This window comes from Reyranella sp., assembly GCF_017305915.1.
Classification (GTDB): Bacteria; Pseudomonadota; Alphaproteobacteria; order Reyranellales; family Reyranellaceae; genus Reyranella.
In genome coordinates this window covers 78,292-100,565 of sequence record NZ_JAFKJN010000007.1, presented here as the reverse complement: position 1 = coordinate 100,565, position 22,274 = coordinate 78,292, and the positions used below count along the sequence as shown (strand labels likewise).

Genomic DNA, 22,274 nt, shown 5'->3' with positions numbered 1-22,274 from the left:
CTAATCTAGGCCCGCATGCCGGCCGCTTCCAAACCCTCTCTCGTCACGCTCGGTGATTTCTTCCGGTTCGCGGTGCGACGCTTCAAGGCGGCGCGGCTCGCCTACGGCCACGGCACGACCAACGCCGTCGACGAGGCTGCCTTCATGATGCTGGAGGCGCTCAGGCTGCCGATCCACACCATCGATCCCTGGCTCGATCTCGAGCCGACCGAAGCGGAGCGCGCGCGGCTGCTGACCTTGATCGATGCGCGCGTCTCGCTGCGCCTGCCCGCGCCGTATCTGCTGGGTGCCGCCTACATGCGCGGCGTGCGCTTCCACATCGACCGGCGCGCGCTGATCCCGCGCTCCTTCATCGGCGACCTGCTCGCGGACGGCGCGCTGCCGATCGATCCGCACAAGGTGAAGCGCGTGCTCGATCTCTGCACCGGCTCGGGCTGCCTCGCGATCCTGGCGGCGCTCGCCTTCCCACGCGCGAAGATCGACGCCGTCGACCTGTCGGCCGGCGCGCTGGCGCTGGCACGGCGCAACGTGGCCAGCCATCGGCTGGGCGACCGCATCGCGCTCCATCGCGGCGACCTGTTCGAGCCGGTCGCCAAGCAGCGCTACGACCTGATCATCACCAACCCGCCCTATGTCGATGCCGGCGGCATGGCGAAGCTGCCGCCCGAGTACCGTCATGAGCCGCGCCTGGCCTTGGCGGCGGGCGACGACGGCCTCGACATCGTGCACCGCATCCTCGCCGAGAGGCCGCGCCACCTGCGCCCGGGCGGCGGCCTCCTCTGCGAGCTCGGCCGCGGCCGCAAGCCGCTCGAGCGCGCCTATCCCGACGCGGATTTTCTCTGGCTCGATACCGAGCAAAGTTCGGGCGAAGTTTTCTGGCTGTGGCAAAACTACCTGCAGTCGGGTGTCCGGAGCGTCCGCGACCGTCCGGCCCGGGGGGTGGGGCCGGATTCCCGGATTCGCGGCTAAAACCCTTATTTTATCGATATCGGAGGCGTCCGGATGTCCGGCTGGCTTGCGGCCGGACATCCGGACGCTACCCCTTGTCGCCGAGGCAGATGCCGAGCGCCCGGGCGGTGCGGATCAGCGCACCGTCCGGATCGACGGTGCGCGAGCGGCCGACCACCTTCTCCAGCGGCACGTCGATCACCGAGCGGTTCCACCAGCCGACCATGCGGTCGCCCTTGCCGGCCGCCAGCAGGTCGACCGCGCGCACGCCGAACGCCGCGGCCAGCAGCCGGTCCTCGGCGGTCGGCTGGGCGCCGCGCTGGACGTGGCCCAGCACGGTGGCGCGCGCCTCCGCCCCGGTCATCTCCATCAGCCGGTGGGCCAGCCATTCGCCGATGCTGGCATCGCCGCTCCGCTCGCCCTGGTGGCTGTCGAGCGCCGCCTCGGCGACCACGACCAGCGCCGAGCTGCGGCCGGTGCGGCGCAGGGCGTCGATGCGCCTCACCACATGGTCGAGATGCCAGTCGACCTCGGGGATCAGCACGATGTCGGCGCCGCCCGCGATGCCGGCGGCGATGGCGATGTGGCCGGCGTCGCGGCCCATCACCTCCAGCACCATGACGCGCTCGTGGCTGGCGCCGGTCGGCTGCAGGCGGTCGAGCGCCTCGGTGGCGATGGCGACCGCGGTCGAGTAGCCGACCGCGCGCTCGGTCTGGTGGACGTCGTTGTCGATCGTCTTGGGGATGCCGATGAACGGCAGGTTGGTGCCGCTGAGCAGCCGGCGCAGGATCTCGAGGCTGCCGTCGCCGCCGACGCCGATCAGCCCGTCGAGATGCAGCTCGCGCAGGCCCTCGACCATCTCCGGCGAGCGGTCCTTGAGGCTGCCGTCGGGCATCGGGAAGGCGAACGGGTTGCCGCGGTTGGTGGTGCCGAGGAAGGTGCCGCCCTGGCGCGCCAGCACCGCATCGAGCCGCGACGGGTCGAGCGGCTCGGCGGCGACCGGCCGGTGCAGCAGGCCGTGCGTGCCGTGGCTGATGCCGACCGTCTTCCAGCCGTAACCGTGATGCGCGCGCAGCGCGACCGCCCTGATGGTGGCGTTGAGGCCGGCGCAGTCGCCGCCGCTGGTGAGGATGCCGATGCACTTGGTCATGGGGCGCCTCCGTCGTTAGTGTAACGCATGGCCGGCATCCGCAAGACAGCCCCGACGATCGAAACCGAACGGCTCAGGCTGCGCGCCTTCCGGGCGAGCGACCTCAAGGCGCTGCATGCGCTCTACACCGACGGCGACAACCTGCGCTACTGGGGCGTCGACCGCACCGGATCGCTCGACGAGACGCGGCGCATGATGCGCTGGCACGTCGCCTATCATCCCTGGCAGTACGTGCTGTGGGCGGTCGAGGACAAGAAGAGCAAGCGGCTGATCGGCATGATCAACTACCACCGCCGCGACCGGCGCGAGCGCCGGGTCGATGTCGGCTGGATGATCGAGCCCAGCCGGCAGGGCAAGGGCTACATGACCGAGGCCGGGCGGGCGCTGGTGCGCTACCTGATCGACACGCTCGCCGTCCATAAAGTCGAGGCGCTGATCCGGCCGGAGAACAAGCCCTCGGCAGCGCTCGCCAAGCGGCTCGGCTTTCGCCTGGAGGGCGGGCCGATCCGCGATCGCTGGTGGGTCGGCAAGCAATGGCATAGCGTCATGCTCTACGGCCTGATCGCCGGAGAAGAAAAATAAGGGGGAGCGCCGACCATGCGACCCGTATTCGATCCAGCGAACGTCCATCGCCTGAAACACCGCGGCGCCGTCGATGCCGACGGCCATGTGCTGGAAGACGCGAGCCTCTGGGACCACTACATCGAGGCCAAGTACCGCGACCGCGCGCTGCGCCTGAAGCGCGACGAGAACGGGCTGGAATATCTCGAGATCGGCGGCCGGCCGAGCAAGCGCACGCGGCGCGGCTATCCGGCGACGCTGGGGCGCATGGGCCAGAAGGATCTCGAGGCCTTCACCCCGCACCCCGACAAGACCTACGCCGCCAACATGCCCTACGGCGCCTGCGACGCGGCGGAGCGGCTGAAGCTGCTCGACGCCGAAGGGCTCGACGCGGCGGTGCTCTATCCGACGCTCGGCATCCTGTGGGAAGCCGAGCTCGACGACATCGAGCTGAGCCAGGCCTATTGCCGCGCCTACAACCGCTGGATCGCCGACTTCTGCCGCAACACCGGCGGCCGGCTGATCCCGATCGCGCATCTGTCGCTCGGCGATCCCGAAGCCGCCGCCATCGAGCTCGAGCGCGCGGTGAAGGACGGCTGCCGCGGCGCCTTCGTGGTGCCCTTCACCTGGACGCACAAGGCGCACGGCGACCCCCTCCACGATCCGGTCTATGCCAAGGCAGTCGAGCTCGACGTGCCGATCGCCATCCATCCGGCCTTCGAGCCGTTCGACCTGCGCTCGCCGCGGTTCGAGAACGGCCATCGGCTCACGCTGCTCGCCTCGGTGACCGCGGGCGAAGGGGTCCGCCAGGCCTTCACCACCTTCTACGACTTCGCCACCTTCGACCGCTTCCCGACGCTTAAGCTGGTGCTGCTGGAATGCGGCGCCGGCTGGATCGGCTACTGGCTCGACCGGCTCGACGGTGTCGCCACCGCGACCTATCTCGGCGGCCGCGCGCCGCTCGAGCTCAAGCCCAGCGACTACTTCCGCCGCCAGGTCTGGATCTCGGGAGATCCCGACGAGCGCACCCTGCCCGCCATGATGGCGACCTACGGCGCCGACCGCTTCTTCTGGGCCTCCGACTACCCGCATCCCGACCACACCGGCGACTACCTCCAGGCCCTCGAGGAGATGGCGGACGCGGTCCCTGCGCCGGCGCGTCGGGGATTGCTAGGGGACAACGTCAGAAAAGCGTTCAGATTCTGATGCCAGCCGCACGAGTTCAACACCAACCGCAGCGCCAGCGTGGCGCTGAACGTCCTGCCCGTCGCACCTTTCCCTTCCAGATGGCCGGCGCGCAGCCCAACGCCGATTCGCTGGTGGTCGGCGCCGGGCTCGAGCTGGAGCACGGCCGCCTGGTGCGCCTCTACGGCCAGTTCGACGGCGACGTCGCCGACAACGCCCGCGGCGTCTCCGGCACCGGCGGCGTCCGCCTGGTCTGGTAGCGGAATCGGCGTCCTTCCGTGGTAAGGAGGGCGCCATGACCCAGACTTCCGCGCGCGCCGTTCCGCAGGCGTGGACGCGCGATACCATCGCCGCCGCCGACTGGACCGTAACCCTGACCGATGCCGCGACCCGCGAGCTGCTCGCCGTGCGCGACGAGATCCGCCGCGCGCCGGTGCCGACCTTCCTGCTCGACCCGAAGGACTTCGCCCTCGAGGCCTGCCGCGCCGTGATGACCGAAGTACGGCGCGTCACCCAGAGCGGGCCGATGTTCGCCGTGCTCGACCGCCTGCCGATGGCGGAGATTGCCGGCGACGAGGCGATACAGCTCTACTGGCTGCTGTCGAGCCTGTTGGCGCGACCGGTGGCGCAGAAGATCACCGGCCAGATGTTCTACGACGTCATGGACACCGGCGTGACGCTCAAGCCGGGCTCGGGCATCCGGCCGACCGTGACCAACGTCGACCTGCGCTTCCACAACGACAATTCCTACAACGAGACGCCGCCGGACTATGTCTGCCTGCTCTGCCTGCACCCCGCGAAGGAAGGCGGCATCAGCCAGGTGATGAGCGTCGCCACCGTGCACGAGGCGCTGCAACACCGGCATCCCGAGCTGATGGCGCGGCTCTACCGGCCGTTCTGGTACGACCGCCATGCCGAGCATCACCCCGGCGAGCCCACCACCTTCGGCGCGCCGATGTTCGAGCGCGGCGCCGACGGCACGATCAAGGCGCGGCTGGCGCTGAGCGAGATCCATGCCGGCTACGAGCTGCGCGGCGAGCGCATGGACAACGAGACGGCGGCGGCACTCGCCGCCGTGCAGTCGGTGTTCGATCGGCCCGAGCTGCATGTCGAGCTCGGCTTCGCGCCGGGCCAGATCCAGTTCGTCAACAACCGCGCCACCGGCCACGCCCGCACCGAGTTCACCGACTTCCCGGAGCCCGAGCGCAAGCGCCACCTCGTGCGGCTGTGGCTGCGCGACGCTGGCAAGCGCGGCTACTGCGGCTAAGGCGATGCAGGCCTTGCTCTCCCGGCCGGTGCTGCGCCTGGCAGGCCTCGTGGTCGGATTGTCGCTGGTCGTCGCCTGGGCCTCGCTGGCGCTGCGCATCGGCACGCGCGCCGACACCATCCAGAACATGTCGAACATCCTGCACGGCCGGCCGCTGGTCTTCGGCGACGCCCATTCGACCGTGCACCCGTTCTACAACCGCATCCTCTTCCCGGCGCTGCTGCTCGGTGCCTGGCAGGGCATCGGGCTGTTCTCCGAAGGGCAGTGGTACATCCTGCTGCGGATCGCGAGCTGCCTGTTCGGCCTCGGTGTCTTCGCCTGGGTCTGCCGGCAGCCGTTGCAGGCGTCGCTGACGCGGACGCAGTTCGCCACCTCCCTGATGGCGCTGGCGACGATCACCGCCTTCGTCTTCCCGTGGGAGGATCCGACCGACGTCATCGACCTCGGCGCGCAGGCGCTCGCGGTCGCCGCGGCGCTCGGCGGCCGCTTCGGCCTCGCCCTGGCGATCGCGCTGCTGTTCGCGATCAACCGCGAATCGGCCGCCTATGCCGGCATCGCCTGGTTCGTGCTGGCGCCGCCGCGCCCGCTGCCGCGGCGCGGGCTGGAGACCGTCGTCATCTGTGTCGCGAGCTACGCCCTGGCGCTCGGCGTGCGCGCCGTGATCAGCAACACCGGCGCCCAGAACTGGTGGGCGCTGCCGCACAATATCGAGACGCTGTGGCTGTCGATCCGCACCTTCGGCATCGTCGGCTGGCTGGGCGTGCTGGTCGGGGCAACGCTGTTCCTGTCGGCCTGCGTCGACTTCAGCACGCCGCTGGCGATCCGGTTCGTGGCGTTGGCGCTGCTGCTCGCCGTGCCCGGGCTGCTGTTCGGCTGGTTCGAGGACGTGCGCGTCTTCCTGCCGTGCTTCGTCATGGCGTGCTTCGCCGTCGCCGCCGGCAAAGAGGCTTGACCGGTTCAATCAATCTTGCCGCCGCGCGCCGCCGTCGCAGAATGGCGGCATGAAAGCCCACTACGCGGCCTTCGCCCGCTACAACAGCTGGGCCAACCGCCGGCTCTACGACGCCGCAGCCGAGCTCAGCGACAGCGAGTACCGCGCCGACCGCGGCGCCTTCTTCAAGTCGATGCACGGCACGCTCAACCACCTGCTGACCGCCGACCAGGTGTGGATGCACCGCTTCACCGGCCAGGGCCCCTCGCCCGAGCGGCTGGACATGATCCATCACGACGGGCTCGCCGAGCTGCGCCGCGCCCGCGAGGCCGAGGACAAGCGCATCGTCGACTACATCGACGGCCTCAGCGACGCCCAGCTCGCCGGCACGATCCGCTATCGCCGCGTCTCGACCCCGGAGGCGTTCGAGCAGGCGCTGGCGCCGGCGCTCGCGCATTTCTTCAATCACCAGGCCCATCACCGCGGCCAGGCCCATTCGATCCTGTGCAGCTTCGGCAAGCGCGGGCTGGTGCTCGACCTGCTCTACTATCAGCGCGAGGCGGAAGCCGGCAGGGCCTGACCGAGGCGGGCGCGCTCGGCCCGCATCATCGCGACATAGACCGTCATGGCGATGGCGAGGCCGACGAGCAGGGCATAGTCGTAGATGTCGGCGAACAGGCCGACTTCGGGAAAGGCCCTGGGAAACGCCGCGTGCAGGAAGCCCGGGATGTTGGGCAGCACGCCCAGCGTCAGCGCCATCACGGCGGCGGGATTCCAGCCGCCGCGATAGGCATAAGGGCCGCTGAGATCGAACAACGCCGCCACGTCGAGCTGGCGGCGGCGCACCAGCCAGTAGTCGGCCAGCATGATGCCCAGCACCGGCCCGAGCAGGGCGCCGTAGCCGATCAGCCAGGTGAAGATGTAGCCCTCCGACGATTCGATCAGCCGCCACGGCATCATGACGACGCCCAGCACGGCGGTGATATAGCCGCCGCGCGCGAAGTTGACGTGCCGGGGGAAGATCGCGGCGAAGTCGTAGGCCGGGCCGACGACGTTGGCCGCGAGGTTCACGCACAGCGTGTCGATGGTGATGATGGCGAGCCCGATCGCCACGGCGAAACCTTCCATCCGGCTGGCGAGATCGACCGGATCCCAGATCGCCCTGCCGTAGATCACCACCGTCGCCGAGGTGACGACGATGCCGACCAGCGAGAACAGCGCCATCGGCACCGGCAGGCCGATCGCCTGGCCGAGCAGCTGGTCCTTCTGGCTGCGCGCGAAGCGGGTGAAGTCGGGGATGTTGAGGGCGAGCGTCGCCCAGACGCCGATCATCGCGGTGAGCGACGGCGCGAACACCGACCAGAACCGGCCTTCCTGCTTGCCGCCCGGCGCGAAATGCGACGGCGCGTTGATGAAGTCGCCGAAGCCGCCGGCCTTGTCGTAGGCCCAGATCAGCAGCGCCAGCACGATCAGGATCTTGATCGGCGCGGTGAAGGTCTCGACCCAGCGCACCGATTCCGGGCCCTTCCTGATGAAATAGAGGTGCAGCGCCCAGAAGATGAGGAAGGAGCAGAGCTGGGCGACGTTGAGCCCGATGAACGGGATCCTGGGCCCGGTGAGCGCGCCGCCGAGCAGGATGTTGCCGATGACATGGATCGCATTGCCGCCGATCCAGCACTGGATGCCGAACCAGCCGCAGGCGACGATGGCGCGCAACAGCGCCGGCAGCTTGTTGCCGCGGACCCCGAACGAGGAGCGCACCAGCACCGCGAAGGGGATGCCGTACTTCGCCCCGGCATGGCCGACCAGCATGATCGGCACGACGACGATCAGGTTGCCGAGGAAGACGGTGGCGATGGCTTCGGTCGCCGACATGCCCTGCTCGAGCAGGCTGGACGCGGCGATGTAGCTCGGGATGCAGACGACCATGCCGATCCACAGCGTGACGTAGTGCAGCCACGTCCAGGTCCGGGCCTGGGGCTCGGTCGGCGCCAGGTCCTCGTTCCAGATGTCGGACGTCTTGTCGACCTGAATGGTCACAGCATGCCCCCGGAAAAGCCTCGCATTGTGTGCCCAACCTCACATAACGGACCGGCGCGATCGACTAGGAGTGCCTCCTGAGGGAACTCCTCAAAGAGGCTGCGATGAATCCGAACCAGGCGCTTTGGGAAAAGGGCGATTTCACCCGCATTGCCGCGGCGATGCGCGAGAGCGGCGAGGGTCTCGTCCGCTCGCTCGGCGTCGCCAAGGGGATGAAGGTCCTCGATCTCGGCTGCGGCGACGGCACGACGGCGCTGCCGGCCGCGCAGTGCGGCGCCGAGGTGCTGGGCGTCGACATCGCCCGCAACCTGGTCGACGCCGGCAACCGGCGGGCCGCGGAGAAAGGCCTCGGCAACCTCCGCTTCCAGCACGGCGACGGCACCAACCTCGCCGGCCTGCGCGACCGGGCCTACGACCTCGTGGTCTCGATCTTCGGCGTCATGTTCGCGCCCAAGCCGTTCGACGTCGCCCGGGAGATGGTGCGCGTGACGCGGCCCGGCGGCCGCATCGTCATGGGCAACTGGATCCCCAACGATCCGACCCTGGTGGCGCAGATCCTGAAGATCGCCGCCGCCTACACCCCGCCGCCGCCGGAAGGCTTCGTCAGCCCGATGACCTGGGGCGTCGAGGCCAACGTCGTCGAGCGCTTCGCCAGCGCCGGCGTTCCGTCGGACAAGGTGTCGTGCGTGAAGGATACCTACACATTCAACTACGCCGGCACGCCAACCGCCTTCGTCGACGCCTTCCGCAAATACTACGGCCCGACCATGAGCGCCTTCGAGGCGGCGGAGAAGAACGGCCGCGCCGGCGACCTCAAGACGGAGCTCGACACGCTGTTCGAGAGCAAGAACACCAGCGGGAGCGCGGGCCGGACCTCGATCCCCGCGACCTTCCTGCGGGTGACGGTCAACGTCGTCTGAAGCGGAGCCCGCACAGGTCGACGCATTCCAGCGGCACCGTCCCACCCGTCCCAAGGGCGTATGGGACGGCTTCGATGCCGATGACACCGGCATCGAAGGCCTCCGAGTCCCAAATTTTTTTTGACGGAAACCGGCGCTGCAACCCCGCAGAACCTCGGACTCGCGCCGAAGGTTCGGCAAAAAGTTTTTGCGGCCCAGAGCGGGCGTCATCATGCGCACCACACTGCACCAGCCTGCGCCAGACTCCTATTATGGGCAATGGACGCGCGAATTTGCGAACAAAACGCCTCCCTGATGGCGGTTCATCGGCTGCGCAGGCGCCGGACCCACTCTTCATAGCCGCCATCGCCGTCGGCCATCGGGGCGGTCGCGTCAGGTTGAACAAGCCCGGCGAGCGCGCCATGGGCATGCGCCCTCGCATCGCTCGGGCTCATGCCAAACGCGCGCCGGAAAACGCGGCTGAAATGCGCCTCGCTGCTGAAGCCCCAGTCGAAAGCGATATCGTAGATTCGCCGATGGATGCGCGCCGGGTTCGACAATTCGGCGTAGGCGCGGGCAAGCCGCTGTTCCTGGATGTAGATCGCGACGCCACCCAGCCGCTCGAACAGGCGGTATAGCTGCGTGCGCGAAATGCCAAAAGCGCGGCAGAGCGCCTCGGGATGAAGTTCGGGCGAGTCGAGCGAGTCGGCGATATGGCGCTGGATGCGCGCGAGCGTCATCGCCTCGATCGGCGTTTGCGCGCGCGCGAGCGTCTCGGCAGTGGTGTGGAAGCAGGCGGCGATCATTTCCGTCGTGGCGTGCGCAATGAGGGGCGCGGCGGCGGTCGTGATGGCATCAGCTCTGGCGATTAGCGAGCGCATGTAGTCGGTGAGCAATCCACCCGCGCCGCTGTCGCCGCGCAGCACCAGGCCGTGCAGGTCCCCGGCTGTCGGCAGCGCCTGGCGCAACGTGTCGCGCGGCACCACGATGGCGATCGTGCCCGAGGCCTTGGTCTTGGTGGCATTCGGTCGACTGAGATCGAGGATCTGCACGTCGCCCGCGCGCAGCAGGCGCTCGCGATCTTCGGCCGTGCCGACAAGGCCGCCGACGGCATAGAGCTGAACCAGATAGTGATCCAGGCCATCCCTCGCGGCCCGGGCCTTCTCGCGCACGAAACGCTGACCGTCGAAGTCGACCTGGCTGACGACCAGGCCGCCGAGATGCCAGGCGCGGACCGAGGCGTCGAAGCCGCTCTCGCTCCGATGCTCATGCAGCGGCTCGACATCGAAGATCACCGAGATGCTGGCGCGCCAGGCGTCGAATTGGTCGCGCGGCCGCAGGTGCTCCGTCGTGAACAGGCTGAAAGGAAGCTTGGCCGCCTCGCCCATGTCCGGTCCTGCCGTTCCCCTGAAAACTCCGCCGCCGGCGCCTCGATGGTCGGATCGCACGGTCAAGGTCAGTGGGACGCACAGTCAAGGTTTTGGGGACGCACAGTCAAGTACGGGAGTTGAAAGATTGATAGGAAGTTCTGGCGAAGCGCTACTGCTCACCCAGCAATCCACCAGCGTCGATTGTCCGTGTTGCGTCAAGTTTCGACAACAAGCAGGTTTGAAGGACGATCTTGCGCGCTATTGCCCAGCACGGAATTCATTGCGCTGTAATACCGCCAGGGCTGCAACTGCCCGGCGCGCGCTCGTCATCTGGGAAAAAAGTTGCAGCTTTGATGCGCTGTATCGCGCTCGCCGCAGTCGTCGGCTGGTCGTCGGTTGCCCTTGCGCAGGTCCCGCCACCCGAATCCCTCGCGCGGTACCAGGATCAGGGTCCGGCGCCGGCCGCCGGCCCGGCCGCTCTTCTCCAGAGCGGCGATGCCTTGCCGAACGGAACAACGTCGGGGGCGGTTCAAGCCATCCTGCCGGATCCCCGCGACGCCAACAGGCTCTATATCGGCACCCCCAACGGCGGCATATGGTCGACGACAAATGGCGGCCAGACCTGGACGCCGCTCAGCGACAGGCAAAGCTCTCTGTCGATTGCCAGCTTGTCGTTTGATCCCACCGACCGCACCTACCGGACGATCATCGCCGGCGTCGGCCTCACCTCGAACGGCAATCTCGGCCAGACCCTCGACGACCGTGGCGGCCTGCGCACTGGCCTCCTGTACAGCCAGAATGGCGGCACGACCTGGAGCGAGTTTGGAGGTTCGTTGGTGGACAAGAGTGTCGTTGGCGCGACGGCGCGGGGAGACGTATTCCTGGTCGCCACTGCCGAACCGCACGACCCCGCTGCCGTGGCAGGCTATGGCCTCTATCGCAGCGATACTCGTGGCACGGCTTTCCAACTTTGGAGTGGCAGCCATGGACTGCCGGCCGGCGCGGTCTCATCGTTGGCCGGCGATGTCACCGATCCGTCGCTGTTCTACGCCGCCGTAAATTCCTCCGACCCCACCCTTCGGCGCATCTACAGAAGCGTCAACACGGCAGGACAGGATTGGTCTCCGCTGAACGGCCTGACAGTCGGAATCAATCAGATTGCGCGCTTGGCGACCGGCCCCAACGGCTCTGTTGCGGTGGCTCTGTACGACCTCCGGGCCAAAAGCGATGACGTGCCCAACGGACGAACACTCGTCGGCCTCTATCTGTCGCGCGACAGGGGCGATACCTGGACAGCCCTCCGTGTCCCGGCCGTCAATGCCGGCAGCAACCAGGCGCCGATCAACCTTGCTGTCGCCATCGACAGGACCAATCCCAACATCGTCTACGTCGCTGGCGACGGCGTGCCCGACTCCACTCCCGGCCCCTTCAGGGCGCCCGTCTACCGCGTCGTGCTGCGGTCCGATGGCACGTCTTTCCCGGAAGCCCTGACCGATGGCGCGAGCGGTTCATTCGTCCATGCCGATGCCCGCGCGATAGCCTTCGACGCGAACGGGCGGTTGTTGCTGGCCCAAGACGGCGGAGTCTATGCTCGCACGGATCCCCAAGGCAGTTCCGGCGATTGGACCGGGCTGAACAGCAGTTCACTGTCGATTCGCGAGCCGTACGCGGTGGCCTACGATGCCGTCAGCAAGCGCCTGGTGGTAGCGGCCCAGGATACCGGCACCGCCTACCAGAACGCCCCGGCAAGCCGATCGTTCGACGTTCTCGAAGGTGCCGACGGCACCAACGCGACCGTGAAGGATACCGACCGGAACGGAGGGCTTCTGACGCAAGGCACGATCTATCTGAGCTATCAGAACTTGAGTAGTTTGAGGCGCATCGTCGTCGACTCCCAAGGCCGCCAGCAAACCAACAGATTGATCTTCGCCGGCCGCCCTTCTTTCGATCCAGATCATCCAGAAGAGGATCACCGGCTTCTCAACTTCCAGGACGACGATTTTCGGGCGGCCGACAGCAACAATCTGCCATTCGGCAGCCGGATCATGTTCAACCGCAATCCGGGGAACCGGCAGGTCGTTCTCGGCACGAACCATGTCTACTTTACGACTGACGACCTGCTCCAGAACGCGCCGGTCGTGAATGGCGTGCGACAGGCGTTGACCGATCTCGGCGGTGTGAACGGCTCGGTCACTGCCCTGGACTACGGCACGGCAAACAATCCCGACGCCGTGCTGGCGGGTTCTAACGGCAACGATCAATTCAGGCTCTATCTCAGTACGGACAACAATGTCGGCCTGCAACGACTCCGCCAATATAGGGGTGCCGAGCCGAGCTCCGTTGTTTTCGACAGACGTTCTTCACAGCGCTTTTTCGTTGCCGATACGACCGATCTCTGGTCGACGACCAATAGCGGCGGGCAATTCACGTCGCTGACACAGAGACTGACAGACCTCAACATCCAAAGGCCGACCGCTGTCGAATTCATTTCCAGCAATGGCGTGAACAGTCTGCTCGCCGGCGGTTTGGTCAGCGACCGCAACGCCCCGAGCCCAATCGCCGCCGTCGACAGCGACGGCAACGGCAATCTGCTTGACGCAACCTGGCGCGCCTTCGGCCGCGGCCTACCCAACACCATCGTTGGCCAGCTCGCGTACAACCCGACCGCTGACACGTTGGCAGTCGGCCTGTACGGACGCGGCGTGTGGCTGCTCTACGACGTGACCAGTTACTTTTCGACGGCGACGGCCCTTGTCTTCGGCCTGGCCAACAATGACTCGACACCCGATGCCTCGCTTCTGAGCGGCGCGCGGAACCTGCTCAAGGCCGGCACGGGAACGCTGACGATTGGCGGCGATACCAGCTACACCGGCAGCACGACCGTGAGGGGCGGCACCCTGGTCGCGAACGCCTCGCTCGCCTCGTCCGCCGGCGGATTGACGATCGAGGGGGCAGGAACCGTCCGAGGGACCGGCACGCTTCCCAGGACGACGGTCGATGGCACGCTCTGGCCGGGCAATTCCATCGGCACGATCACGGTCAACGGCAATCTCTTCTTCAATGTGGGCAGCCGCTACCAGGTCGAGGTGTCGCCGTCGCTCGGCTCGCGCACCAACGTCATCAATGGCGGCGTCGCCACACTGGGGGGCAATCTGAGCGTGATCGCCTATCCCGGCGGCTACGCGCCCAGCCGGACCTTCGTCGTCCTGAACGCGCCCGGCGGCATCGTCGGCGCCTTCGAGGGCGCAACTTCCAACTACGCCTTCCTGCAGCCAGCGCTCTCCCGCGACACCAATAACATCTTCCTCACCCTCACCCCCGGCGGCTTCGCCCGCGGCGGCCAGACACCCAATCAAACGGCGGTTGGCACGGCGCTCGACCGAAGCGTGGCCAGCGCCAGCGGCGACTGGGCCAACGTGGTGAGCGCGCTCGCGCTCATGACCTCGGGTCAGGCGCCGGCGGTGTTCGAGCAGCTGAGCGGCCAGAACTATTCCGGCTTCTCGACCAGCGCGGTGCAGACGGCCCAGCTCTTCATGACCAACTTCGCCCAGCAGGCAGGGGGCGGCCAGACCGCGGGCGGTGGGCGCATCGCGCTTGCCGAGGCGTGCGACGTCGCCTGCGATGCGACCGCGCCGCCACGCTGGGGCGCCTGGGGCGGCGCGCTGGGCGGCGTCGGCACGGTGGCGGGCGATGCCAGCGGTCACGGTGTCTCGTTCAATATCGGTGGTTTTGCCGCCGGCCTCGACCGCCGCTTCGATCCGAGCTTCCTTGCCGGCGTCACGGTCGGCTATGCGAGCTCGACGCAATACACGCAGGGCATGGACGGCCGGGGTGTCGCCAACACGATGCAGGCGGGTCTCTACGGCACCTACGACCCTGGCTCTCTCTACGTCAGTGGCCTGGCGGGCTATGCGCATAGCGACAACCAGATGATCCGGCCGATTGCCGTTCCCGGCCTGGGGCCGCGCACCGCCATTGGCCAGACCTACGTCGACCAGTTCTTCGGCCAGCTCGAAGGCGGCTACAGGATCGGCCTGGGCGGTCCCGCCGACGCCTTCGTCACGCCTTTCGCGCGGCTGCAGGGCTCGACGGCCACGCAGGCGGGCTTCACCGAGACCGGCGCGAACTCGCTCAACCTCAGCGTCGCGCCTCAAACTACCAACTCACTGCGTAGCGTGTTCGGCGGCCGGCTCGGCGCAGGTTTCGACATGGGCTGGCGCGAGAAGCTTGCGCTGACCTTGCAGCTCGGCTGGAGCCATGAATACGCCGACACGTCGCGGCCGGTGAACGCGTCCTTCGCCGGCGCGCCGGCGTCGCCCTTCACCGTAGCGGGTGCCACCGCGCCGCGCGATGGCGCCGTCGTGGGCCTCGCCGCCAACACCGCTATTGCCGAGGCAACCAGCGTCTATCTGCGATACGACGGCGAAGTGGCCGGCGGCAATACCAGCCACATCTTGTCCGGCGGCGTCCGGATCACCTGGTAAGGCGCTTCGTTCCACGGTGGTTCCAACCACTTTGCAAGCACGGCGCTGCGTAAACAGGAGACATTGGGAAGAGCATAGAAAAAGCCCCGTAAAACGGGGCCTTCCTGCTCTCCGGCGATGGTGGGCGCACCAGGGCTCGAACCTGGGACCCGCTGATTAAGAGTCAGCTGCTCTACCAACTGAGCTATGCGCCCCCGTGACCGGGGTTTGCCGGAAGAGGCGCGGGTTTAGCAAGGCATTTCCGGCTTGTCGATAGGCCAGAATCGGGAAATTCCGGGACGAATTCGCACGCCGGGCCGGCGTCAGCGCGCCAGCGGCAACTGGGCGTCCCGGTAGACGTTGACCCCGATCAGCAGGCCGCACGCAAACATCACTGAGACCATGGCGGTGCCGCCGTTGCTGACCAGCGGCAGCGGCACGCCGACCACCGGCAGCAGCCCCATCACCATCGAGGTGTTGATGAAGACGTAGAGGAACATCATCGAGGTGACGCCGAGCGCCACCAGGCGTCCGAAATGGTGCTGGCTGCGCAGCGCGATCGAGAAGCCCCACAGCAGCACCAGGGTGAACAGCGCCAGCAGCACCAGGGCGCCGACCATGCCCCATTCCTCGACGAAGGTGGTGAAGATGAAGTCGGTCTGCTTCTCGGGCAGGAAGTTCAGCGCCGACTGCGTGCCCTTGAGGAAGCCCTTGCCGAACAGCCCGCCCGAGCCGATGGCGATCTTGGACTGGGTGATGTGGTAGCCGGCGCCCAACGGGTCGCGGTCGGGATCGAGGAAGGTCAGCACGCGCTTCCTCTGGTACTCGTGCATGAACGACCAGGCGAAGGGCAGGCAACCGATCGCCGCCACCACCGCGCCGAGGAACATCCAGAGCCGCACGCCGGCCACGAACAGCAGCGCCGCGCCGCCCAGCAGCACCATCATGGCGGTGCCGAGGTCGGGCTGCACCATGACCAGCCCGACCGGCGCCAGGATGATGACCAGGGGCGGCAGGGTGTAGACGAAGCGCTCGGCCTGCTCGCGGGTCAGCCCGTGATAGTAGCGCGCCAGCACCAGGATCACCGCCACCTTGGCGATCTCCGACGGCTGGATCTGGATCGGCCCCAGCACCAGCCAGCGCTGCGCGCCCATGCCGATCTTGCCGATCACGTCGACGGCGACTAGCAGCAGCATGGAAGCGCCGTAGATCGGCCAGGCCAGCCACCGCCACACCTTGGGATGGATCAGCGCCACGATCAGGCACAGGCCCAGCGCCATGCCGTAGCGCATGGCGTGCCGGCCGGCCCACGGCTCGAGGCGGCCGCCCGCCGCCGAATAGAGCGCCAGCACGCCGACCGCGGCGATCGCCGACAGCACCAGCACCAGGCCCCAGTTGATTCGCCAGATCTTCTCGCCGAAGCCGACCGGCGCCGGCGTCGACAGGCTGAGCGAACCCAAGCTCATGACCGGGGGCTCATAGCGACGCCATCTTCTTGAAGCGGTCGGTGTGGCGCGACGGGTCGCGCTTCATCGTCTCGAGCAGCATGTCGCGCCCGATCGGGCCGGCGGTGGCGCCGCCCGCCTGGCCGTGCTCGACGATCACCGCGCAGGCATAGCGCGGAGTGTCGACCGGCCCGAAGCAGACGAACAGCGCGTGATGGCGCAGATGCCAGGGCAGCGAGGCCTGGGTGATGCCCATCGCGCGCTCGCGCTCGGTGATGCGCTTGACCTGGGCGGTGCCGGTCTTGCCGGCGAAGCGGTACTGCGGCTCGACCAGCTTGCCGTGGGCGTCGATCCGGAGCTGGGCGGCGGTGCCGCCGGCATTGACCACGTCGTTCATGCCCTGGCGCACCAGGTTGATGAACTGCGGGCTGAAGCGCAGCGACGGCGCGGCCGGCGTCTCGCGGGTCGGCGGCGGCGACAGCTCATCGCGCGGCGCCGCCTTGGCGAGCAGCAGGTTGGGCTGCACCGCATAGCCGCCGTTGGCGATGCGGGACGTCATGATGGCGAGCTGCAGCGGCGTCGCCGTCATGTAGCCCTGGCCGATGCCGAGGTTGAAGGTGTCGCCCTGCTGCCAGGGGATGTTGTACTTCTCCTGCTTCCAGCCGCGGGTCGGCAGGTTGCCGCCGGATTCGCCCGGCAGGCCGAGCTCGCTCGAATGGCCGAATCCCAGCTTGGCGGCGGTCTCGGCGATCTTGTCGACGCCCGCGCGGCGCGCCGCCTCGTAGAAGAAGCAGTCGCACGAGTTCGAGATGGCGCCCTGCACGTTCAGGCCGCCATGGCCGCCGGCGAGCCAGCAGTGGAACTTGATGTCGCCCAGCATCAGGAAGCCGGGGCACGGCAGCACGGTCCACGGCTCGATCGCCTTGGATTCCAGCGCCGCCAGCGCCGTCACCATCTTGTAGGTCGAGCCCGGCGGATAGACGCCGGCGATCGACTTGTTGTGGAGCGGCCGTTCAGGCGCCTCCAGCAGATCGCGCCATTCGCCCTGGGTGATGCCGCGGGCGAACATGTTGGGATCGAAGCCCGGCGTCGACATCATGACGATGACGTCGCCGGTGACCACGTCCATCACCACCACCGAGCCCGACTGGTGCTCGGCCAGCCGATCGGCGGCGAAGCGCTGCAGCTCGAGGTCGATGGTCAGCAGCGCATTGTCGCCGGCCTGGCCTTCGTTGCGATCGAGCTCGCGGACCACGCGGCCCACCGCATTGACCTCGACCTGGACCGCGCCGGCGCGGCCGCGCAGGTCGTCCTCGAGCGCGCGCTCCATGCCCTTCTTGCCGAAGCGCATGGTCGGCAGCGACAACAGCGGATCGTCGCGGCCGTTGAGGTCCTCGTCGGAGACGCGGCCGGTATAGCCGATGATGTGACTCATCAGCTGGCCCTCCGGATAGTCGCGGGTCTGGCCGAGATCGATGAACATGCCGGGCAGGTCGGGCGCGTTGAACTCCAGCCGCGCCACCTCCTCCCAGCCGAGATTCTCGCGCACCACCACCGGCTGGGCGTTGCGGCTGCGGCGCAGCTCGCGCAGCAGGCGCTGCTTCTCGGCCTCGCCCAGGTTCAGGATCTGGTCGAGCCGGTCGAGCAGCAGCTCCGCGCCGCGGCCGCGGTCGGACGTGGCGACGGCGCGGAAGTTGTTGCGGTTGACCGCCAGCGGCTGGCCGATGCGGTCGAAGATCAGGCCGCGCGGCGGCGGCAGCAGGCGGAGATTGACGCGGTTCTCCTCGGCCAGCGTGGCGAAGCGCTGGGTCTCCAGCACCTGCAGCTGGTAGAGCCGGCCGACCAGCGCCGACATCAGCGCCACCTGGGCGCCGCCCAGCAGCAGGGCGCGGCGCGTGAACAGGCTCGAGCGCTCGTTGTCGCCCTTGCGGTAGCGCATCATGACGTGGTCTCGCCGGGCGTCGCCGTGCCGCGCGAGGCCTCGGGAACGTTCAGCGGATCGCGCGGCCGCACCCGCGCCAGCAACGGCCCGATCAGCGGATAGGCGACGATCACCACGATGTACTGCGCAAAGGCCGGCGTGACGTCGAGGTCGGTCCAGGTCCAGATCGCGGTGAAGATCCACACCAGGAACACGTAGCCCAGGATCAGCAGGCAGAAGCCCATCCACTGGAACAGGAACGGCACGCCGACGAGATAGCGCCGGTTGGAGACGACGGCGGCGCGGATCAACACGAAGCCCAGCGCGCTCACCCCGACCGGCGCACCCGGCCCGCCGAGCAGCAGGTCGAGCAGCACGCCCATCGCCAGCAGCAACGGCCCCGGCAGGCGCTCGGGCGTCGCCAGGCTGAACTGGAACACCGCCAGCGCCGGCAACAGCGGCAGCACGTCGGCGATGTAGGGCACGCGCAACGGCGCAAAGGTCAGCAGCACGAAGAACAGCAGCACGGTGCCCGGCACCATCAGCCGGCCCCAGCGGTCGAGCGTGCCGAGGACACCGTCGGCGCGCATGTCAGCGGCCCTTCGGAGTGGCGCCGGATGTCGCGGCAGGCGTGCCGCCGCCGACCAGGCCGGTGACGCCGTAATCGACGACGCGCACGAACTCGAGCCGCGAGAAATCGGCGAACGGCCGCACCTTCACGCTGCCGCTTTCGGTCTGCACCACCTCGCCGACCGGAATGCCGACCGGGAAGCTGCCGCCATGGCCCGAGGTGACGATGCGGTCGCCGCGCTGCACGCCCTGCAGCGTCTGCGCCAGCGTGAGCCGCATCAGTTGCGAGTTGTCGCCGGCGAGGATGGCGCGCTCGCGCGTGCGCTCGACCTGGACCGGCAGGCGCGAGTTGACGTCGGTGACGAACAGCACGCGCGCGCTGTGGTCGCCGACCTCGGCGATGCGGCCGGCCAGGCCCTCGCCGGTCACCACCGCCTGGCCCGGCGTGACGCCGGCTTGCCGGCCGACATTGATCAGCGCGCCGCGCACATAGGCGCTGACGCTGTCGCCGACGATGCGCGCGGTGATGAACGACGCCTCGGGCCCTTCGCGGAACTGCGCCAGCTCGCGCAGCCGCGTGTTCTCGTTCTCGAGCCGGCGCGCTGCGGTCTGCCACGCCAGCAGCCGCGCATTCTCCTCGCGCAGGCGCGCATTCTCCTCGCGCAGCGTGGCGAATTCCTTGAGGTCGGCGATGGTGCGGTTGGCGACCGATACGGGACGCGCGATAGCCTCGAGCGCAGGGCTCGCGAGATCGAGCGCCAGCACGCGGGCATTCTCGACCAGCACCGTGTCGGCCTTGCCGATCAGCATGGCGGCGAAAGCGAGGAGCACCAGGATCGTCAGGGCGAATCGCTGCAGGGCCAGACGGACCTGGCCGGCAACCACCTCGAAATCGTCCCGGATCGCCATATCCGGCCCATTCTAGCCCAAAGCGGGCAGCGGAAAGCGGGGATTAGTACATCGAGGACAGAACGCCGCGTAGGCGGTCGATGTTCTCCACGGCATGGCCGGTGCCCAGCGCCACGCAGAGCAGCGGGTCCTCGGCGACCGAGACCGGCAGGCCGGTGGCCTGGCGCAGGACGGTGTCCATGTTGCTCAGCATGGCGCCGCCGCCGGTCAGCACGATGCCCTTGTCGACGATGTCGGCGGCGAGCTCGGGCGCGGTGTTCTCCAGCGCCACCTTGACCGCCTCGACGATGGCCGACACCGGCTCCTGCAGGCTCTCGGCGATCTGGCGCTCGGTGATGACCAGCTCCTTCGGCACGCCGTTCATCAGGTCGCGGCCCTTGATCTCCATGGTCCGGCCCTCGCCGTCGTCGGGCGGGCAGGCCGAGGCGATGGTCTTCTTGATGCGCTCGGCCGAGCTCTCGCCGACCAGCAGGTTATGGTTGCGGCGGATGTAGCCGATGATGGCTTCGTCCATCTTGTCGCCGCCGACGCGGACCGAGCGCGGATAGACGATGCCGCCCAGGGACAGGATCGCCACCTCGGTCGTGCCGCCGCCGATATCGACCACCATCGAGCCGGTCGGCTCGGTCACCGGCAGGCCGGCGCCGATCGCCGCCGCCATCGGCTCCTCGATCAGCCACACCTTGCGGGCGCCGGCGCTCTCGGCCGACTCCTGGATGGCGCGGCGCTCGACCGCCGTCGAGCCCGACGGCACGCAGACGACGATCTGCGGATGGGCGAACGAGCGGCGGTTATGAACCTTGGAGATGAAGTGCTTGATCATCGCCTCGGCGACCTCGAAGTCGGCGATGACGCCGTCGCGCAGTGGGCGGATCGCCTGGATGTTGCCCGGCGTGCGGCCCAGCATCATCTTCGCCTCCTCGCCGACGGCGAGGACCTGGCGCTTGCCGCTCTGGTTGGTCAGCGCGACCACCGACGGCTCGTTGAGCACGATGCCGCGGCCCTTCACGTAGACCAGCGTGTTGGCGGTCCCGAGATCGATTCCCATGTCCGCCGAAAAAAGCCCGATCAAACGCGAGAGCATTGAGCTAAGTCTCTGTTATTATGTGAGGAATTTGCCGGCCGCACGCCCTGCCCGGGTGCCAAGGAGGAAGTGCGGCCGGTTTAGACCGGCATGCCCTGTGTCGCAAGGCGATTCAGGCGCATAGACAGGGCAATTAACGTGACCGGGCGCGCCACGGCGCGACGAGCAGCGTGCCGGCGATCAGGCCGCCATAAACCACCAGGCTGACGGCGATCGCGACGAACACGCCGCCGAGGCCGAGCCCCAGTTTCTCGGCCGCAAACCAGCCACCGCCCGCCGCGACTGCCAGCCGGGCAAAGCTCGCCGCCACCGGCACGATCATGCGGCCGGCGCCCTGGCTCGCGAAGTTCAAGGTCAGGCCCAGGCCGAACAGGCAATAGAACGGCGCGACATGAACGATACAAGAAACGCTCGCGGCGATGACATCGGGGTCCGACGCGAACAGCCGTGACCAGGTCTCGGGCATCAGCGCGATGGTCCCGCCGATCAAGCCCATGGCCGCCGCGGCGACCAGCCCGCCCGTCCAGGCCACCCGCACCGCGCGCGGCCAGTCGCCGGCGCCGGCGGCGATGCCGACCAGGGTGGTGGCGCCGGTGCCGACGCCGAAGGCGAGCGGCGCCATCATGAATTCCAGCCGCATGCCGATCGAGTAGCCGGCCAGCGCCGCCGTGCCGTAGCGCGCGACCAGGCCAGTGACCAGCATCGCGGTCAGCGTCGCGGCGATCGTCGTCACCGAGCCCATGGCGCCGACCCGCAGGATCTCGACGAACAGCCGCGGCTGCAGCCGCACGCCCTTGAAGGTCGGCACGAAGCCCAGGCGGCCGCGCGCGATCGCCCGCGCGTACAGCACGACGCCCACGACGCTGGTGATCATCGGCGCGATCGCGCCGCCCAACAGGCCGAGGCCCGGCCAGCCGCCGATGCCGAGCGTCAGCACGCCGAGCAGCGGGATGTAGGCCAGCGACAGGGCGACGCCGATGCGGCCGGGCGTGGCCGCGTTGCCGCCGCCGCGCAGCAACGCCGACAGGAAGGCGACGATCCATTGCAGGATCGCGCCGCTGAACCAGACATAGGAGAACAGCAGCGCCTGATGCAGCGCCTCGCCCGTGCCGCCCAGCCAGCGCAGCACCGTCGGCAGCGCGGTCCAGGCGAAGACGGTGAAGACCAGCGCGCAGCCCGCGCCCAGCAGCAGCGCGTGTAGCACCAGCGCCCGCGCATCCTCGTGGCGGCCGGCACCCAGCGCGCGGGCGAGCGCCGAGGCGACGCCGCCGCCCATGCCGCCGTTCGCCATGTTCATCATCAGGGTGATGAACGGGATCACCAGCGCGATGCCGGCCAGCGCATCGATGCCGACCTGTGCCACGAACCAGGCCTCGGAAATGGCGACGAAGATCGCGACGACCATGACCGCGGTCGTGGGGCCGGCGAGCCGGAACAGGCTCCGCCCGATGGGCGCGATCAGAAGAGGATGGGACAAGACGAGCTCCGGCAGCGAGAACGCACACAACCTTCCGTCGCATGACGGAAGGCA

At 68.3% G+C, this 22,274-nt stretch carries 18 protein-coding genes and 1 tRNA gene; 9 read left to right on the top strand and 10 right to left on the bottom strand.

The features are described 5' to 3' along the window. The first annotated feature begins 15 nt into the window (after nucleotides 1-15). Nucleotides 16-969: a 50S ribosomal protein L3 N(5)-glutamine methyltransferase gene (gene prmB / locus J0J01_RS03995; RefSeq protein ID WP_296378908.1), complete on the top strand. Its 954-nt coding sequence runs from the start codon at nucleotides 16-18 to the stop codon at nucleotides 967-969. A gap of 67 nt (nucleotides 970-1,036) precedes the next feature. Here prmB and J0J01_RS03990 read toward each other — a convergent pair whose 3' ends face one another. After that, nucleotides 1,037-2,098 carry an ATP-dependent 6-phosphofructokinase gene (locus tag J0J01_RS03990; protein WP_296378907.1) on the bottom strand — a complete coding sequence of 354 codons (1,062 nt, stop codon included), beginning with the start codon at nucleotides 2,096-2,098 and terminating at the stop codon, nucleotides 1,037-1,039. A gap of 27 nt (nucleotides 2,099-2,125) precedes the next feature. On the opposite strand from J0J01_RS03990, the gene J0J01_RS03985 reads away from it, so the two are divergent. The 6 genes from J0J01_RS03985 (at nucleotide 2,126) to J0J01_RS03960 (ending at nucleotide 6,622) form a co-directional block, all read left to right on the top strand. Beyond that, on the top strand, nucleotides 2,126-2,680 hold the full coding sequence (locus tag J0J01_RS03985) for a GNAT family protein (protein ID WP_296378906.1): 555 nt from the start codon (nucleotides 2,126-2,128) through the stop codon (nucleotides 2,678-2,680). A 15-nt stretch (nucleotides 2,681-2,695) separates the two neighbouring features. Next, a complete protein-coding gene (locus J0J01_RS03980) occupies nucleotides 2,696-3,865 on the top strand; it encodes an amidohydrolase family protein (RefSeq protein ID WP_296378905.1) in 1,170 nt (389 codons plus the stop codon). An 80-nt stretch (nucleotides 3,866-3,945) separates the two neighbouring features. Then, nucleotides 3,946-4,104, top strand: coding sequence for a hypothetical protein (locus J0J01_RS03975; RefSeq protein ID WP_296378904.1), 159 nt, complete (start codon nucleotides 3,946-3,948; stop codon nucleotides 4,102-4,104). 35 nt (nucleotides 4,105-4,139) lie between these two features. Further along, nucleotides 4,140-5,111, top strand: coding sequence for a TauD/TfdA family dioxygenase (locus J0J01_RS03970; protein ID WP_296378903.1), 972 nt, complete (start codon nucleotides 4,140-4,142; stop codon nucleotides 5,109-5,111). 4 nt (nucleotides 5,112-5,115) lie between these two features. Further along, the gene (locus tag J0J01_RS03965) at nucleotides 5,116-6,063 is read left to right on the top strand and encodes a hypothetical protein (RefSeq protein ID WP_296378901.1); all 948 of its coding nucleotides are present in this window, start codon (nucleotides 5,116-5,118) and stop codon (nucleotides 6,061-6,063) included. A gap of 49 nt (nucleotides 6,064-6,112) precedes the next feature. After that, on the top strand, nucleotides 6,113-6,622 hold the full coding sequence (locus J0J01_RS03960) for a DinB family protein (protein ID WP_296378899.1): 510 nt from the start codon (nucleotides 6,113-6,115) through the stop codon (nucleotides 6,620-6,622). Here J0J01_RS03960 and J0J01_RS03955 read toward each other — a convergent pair. Continuing rightward, nucleotides 6,592-8,082, bottom strand: coding sequence for an NCS1 family nucleobase:cation symporter-1 (locus tag J0J01_RS03955; RefSeq protein WP_296378897.1), 1,491 nt, complete (start codon nucleotides 8,080-8,082; stop codon nucleotides 6,592-6,594). The two genes, J0J01_RS03960 and J0J01_RS03955, sit on opposite strands and share 31 nt — an antisense overlap. A 104-nt stretch (nucleotides 8,083-8,186) precedes the next feature. Between J0J01_RS03955 and J0J01_RS03950 the strand changes: the two genes are divergently transcribed. Beyond that, entirely contained in the window at nucleotides 8,187-9,002 is an 816-nt protein-coding gene (locus J0J01_RS03950; protein WP_296378895.1) for a class I SAM-dependent methyltransferase, read from the top strand. A 302-nt stretch (nucleotides 9,003-9,304) separates the two neighbouring features. Here J0J01_RS03950 and J0J01_RS03945 read toward each other — a convergent pair whose 3' ends face one another. Further along, complete coding sequence (locus tag J0J01_RS03945) at nucleotides 9,305-10,369, bottom strand: helix-turn-helix domain-containing protein (RefSeq protein ID WP_296378893.1); 1,065 nt, start codon at nucleotides 10,367-10,369, stop codon at nucleotides 9,305-9,307. 233 nt (nucleotides 10,370-10,602) lie between these two features. Between J0J01_RS03945 and J0J01_RS03940 the strand changes: the two genes are divergently transcribed. Continuing rightward, a complete protein-coding gene (locus tag J0J01_RS03940; RefSeq protein ID WP_296378892.1) occupies nucleotides 10,603-14,835 on the top strand; it encodes an autotransporter domain-containing protein in 4,233 nt (1,410 codons plus the stop codon). A 118-nt stretch (nucleotides 14,836-14,953) separates the two neighbouring features. Here J0J01_RS03940 and J0J01_RS03935 read toward each other — a convergent pair. The 7 genes from J0J01_RS03935 to J0J01_RS03905 form a co-directional block, all read right to left on the bottom strand. Then, nucleotides 14,954-15,029, bottom strand: a tRNA-Lys gene (locus J0J01_RS03935). 108 nt (nucleotides 15,030-15,137) lie between these two features. Beyond that, nucleotides 15,138-16,280 carry a rod shape-determining protein RodA gene (rodA, locus tag J0J01_RS03930; RefSeq protein ID WP_296378890.1) on the bottom strand — a complete coding sequence of 381 codons (1,143 nt, stop codon included), beginning with the start codon at nucleotides 16,278-16,280 and terminating at the stop codon, nucleotides 15,138-15,140. A gap of 10 nt (nucleotides 16,281-16,290) precedes the next feature. Next, a complete protein-coding gene (gene mrdA, locus J0J01_RS03925; protein WP_296378889.1) occupies nucleotides 16,291-18,201 on the bottom strand; it encodes a penicillin-binding protein 2 in 1,911 nt (636 codons plus the stop codon). Beyond that, nucleotides 18,198-18,770 (bottom strand): hypothetical protein, encoded by a 573-nt coding sequence (locus tag J0J01_RS03920; protein ID WP_296378888.1) that lies wholly within the window; start codon nucleotides 18,768-18,770, stop codon nucleotides 18,198-18,200. The genes mrdA and J0J01_RS03920 overlap by 4 nt, the downstream gene beginning before the upstream one ends. Before the next feature lies 1 nt (nucleotide 18,771). Beyond that, nucleotides 18,772-19,659, bottom strand: a complete 888-nt coding sequence (gene mreC, locus J0J01_RS03915) for a rod shape-determining protein MreC (protein ID WP_296378887.1) — start codon at nucleotides 19,657-19,659, stop codon at nucleotides 18,772-18,774. Nucleotides 19,660-19,702: 43 nt separating this feature from the next. Next, nucleotides 19,703-20,743, bottom strand: a complete 1,041-nt coding sequence (locus J0J01_RS03910) for a rod shape-determining protein (RefSeq protein WP_296378886.1) — start codon at nucleotides 20,741-20,743, stop codon at nucleotides 19,703-19,705. 133 nt (nucleotides 20,744-20,876) lie between these two features. Next, nucleotides 20,877-22,220 (bottom strand): MATE family efflux transporter, encoded by a 1,344-nt coding sequence (locus J0J01_RS03905; RefSeq protein WP_296378885.1) that lies wholly within the window; start codon nucleotides 22,218-22,220, stop codon nucleotides 20,877-20,879. Nucleotides 22,221-22,274 lie beyond the last annotated feature (54 nt).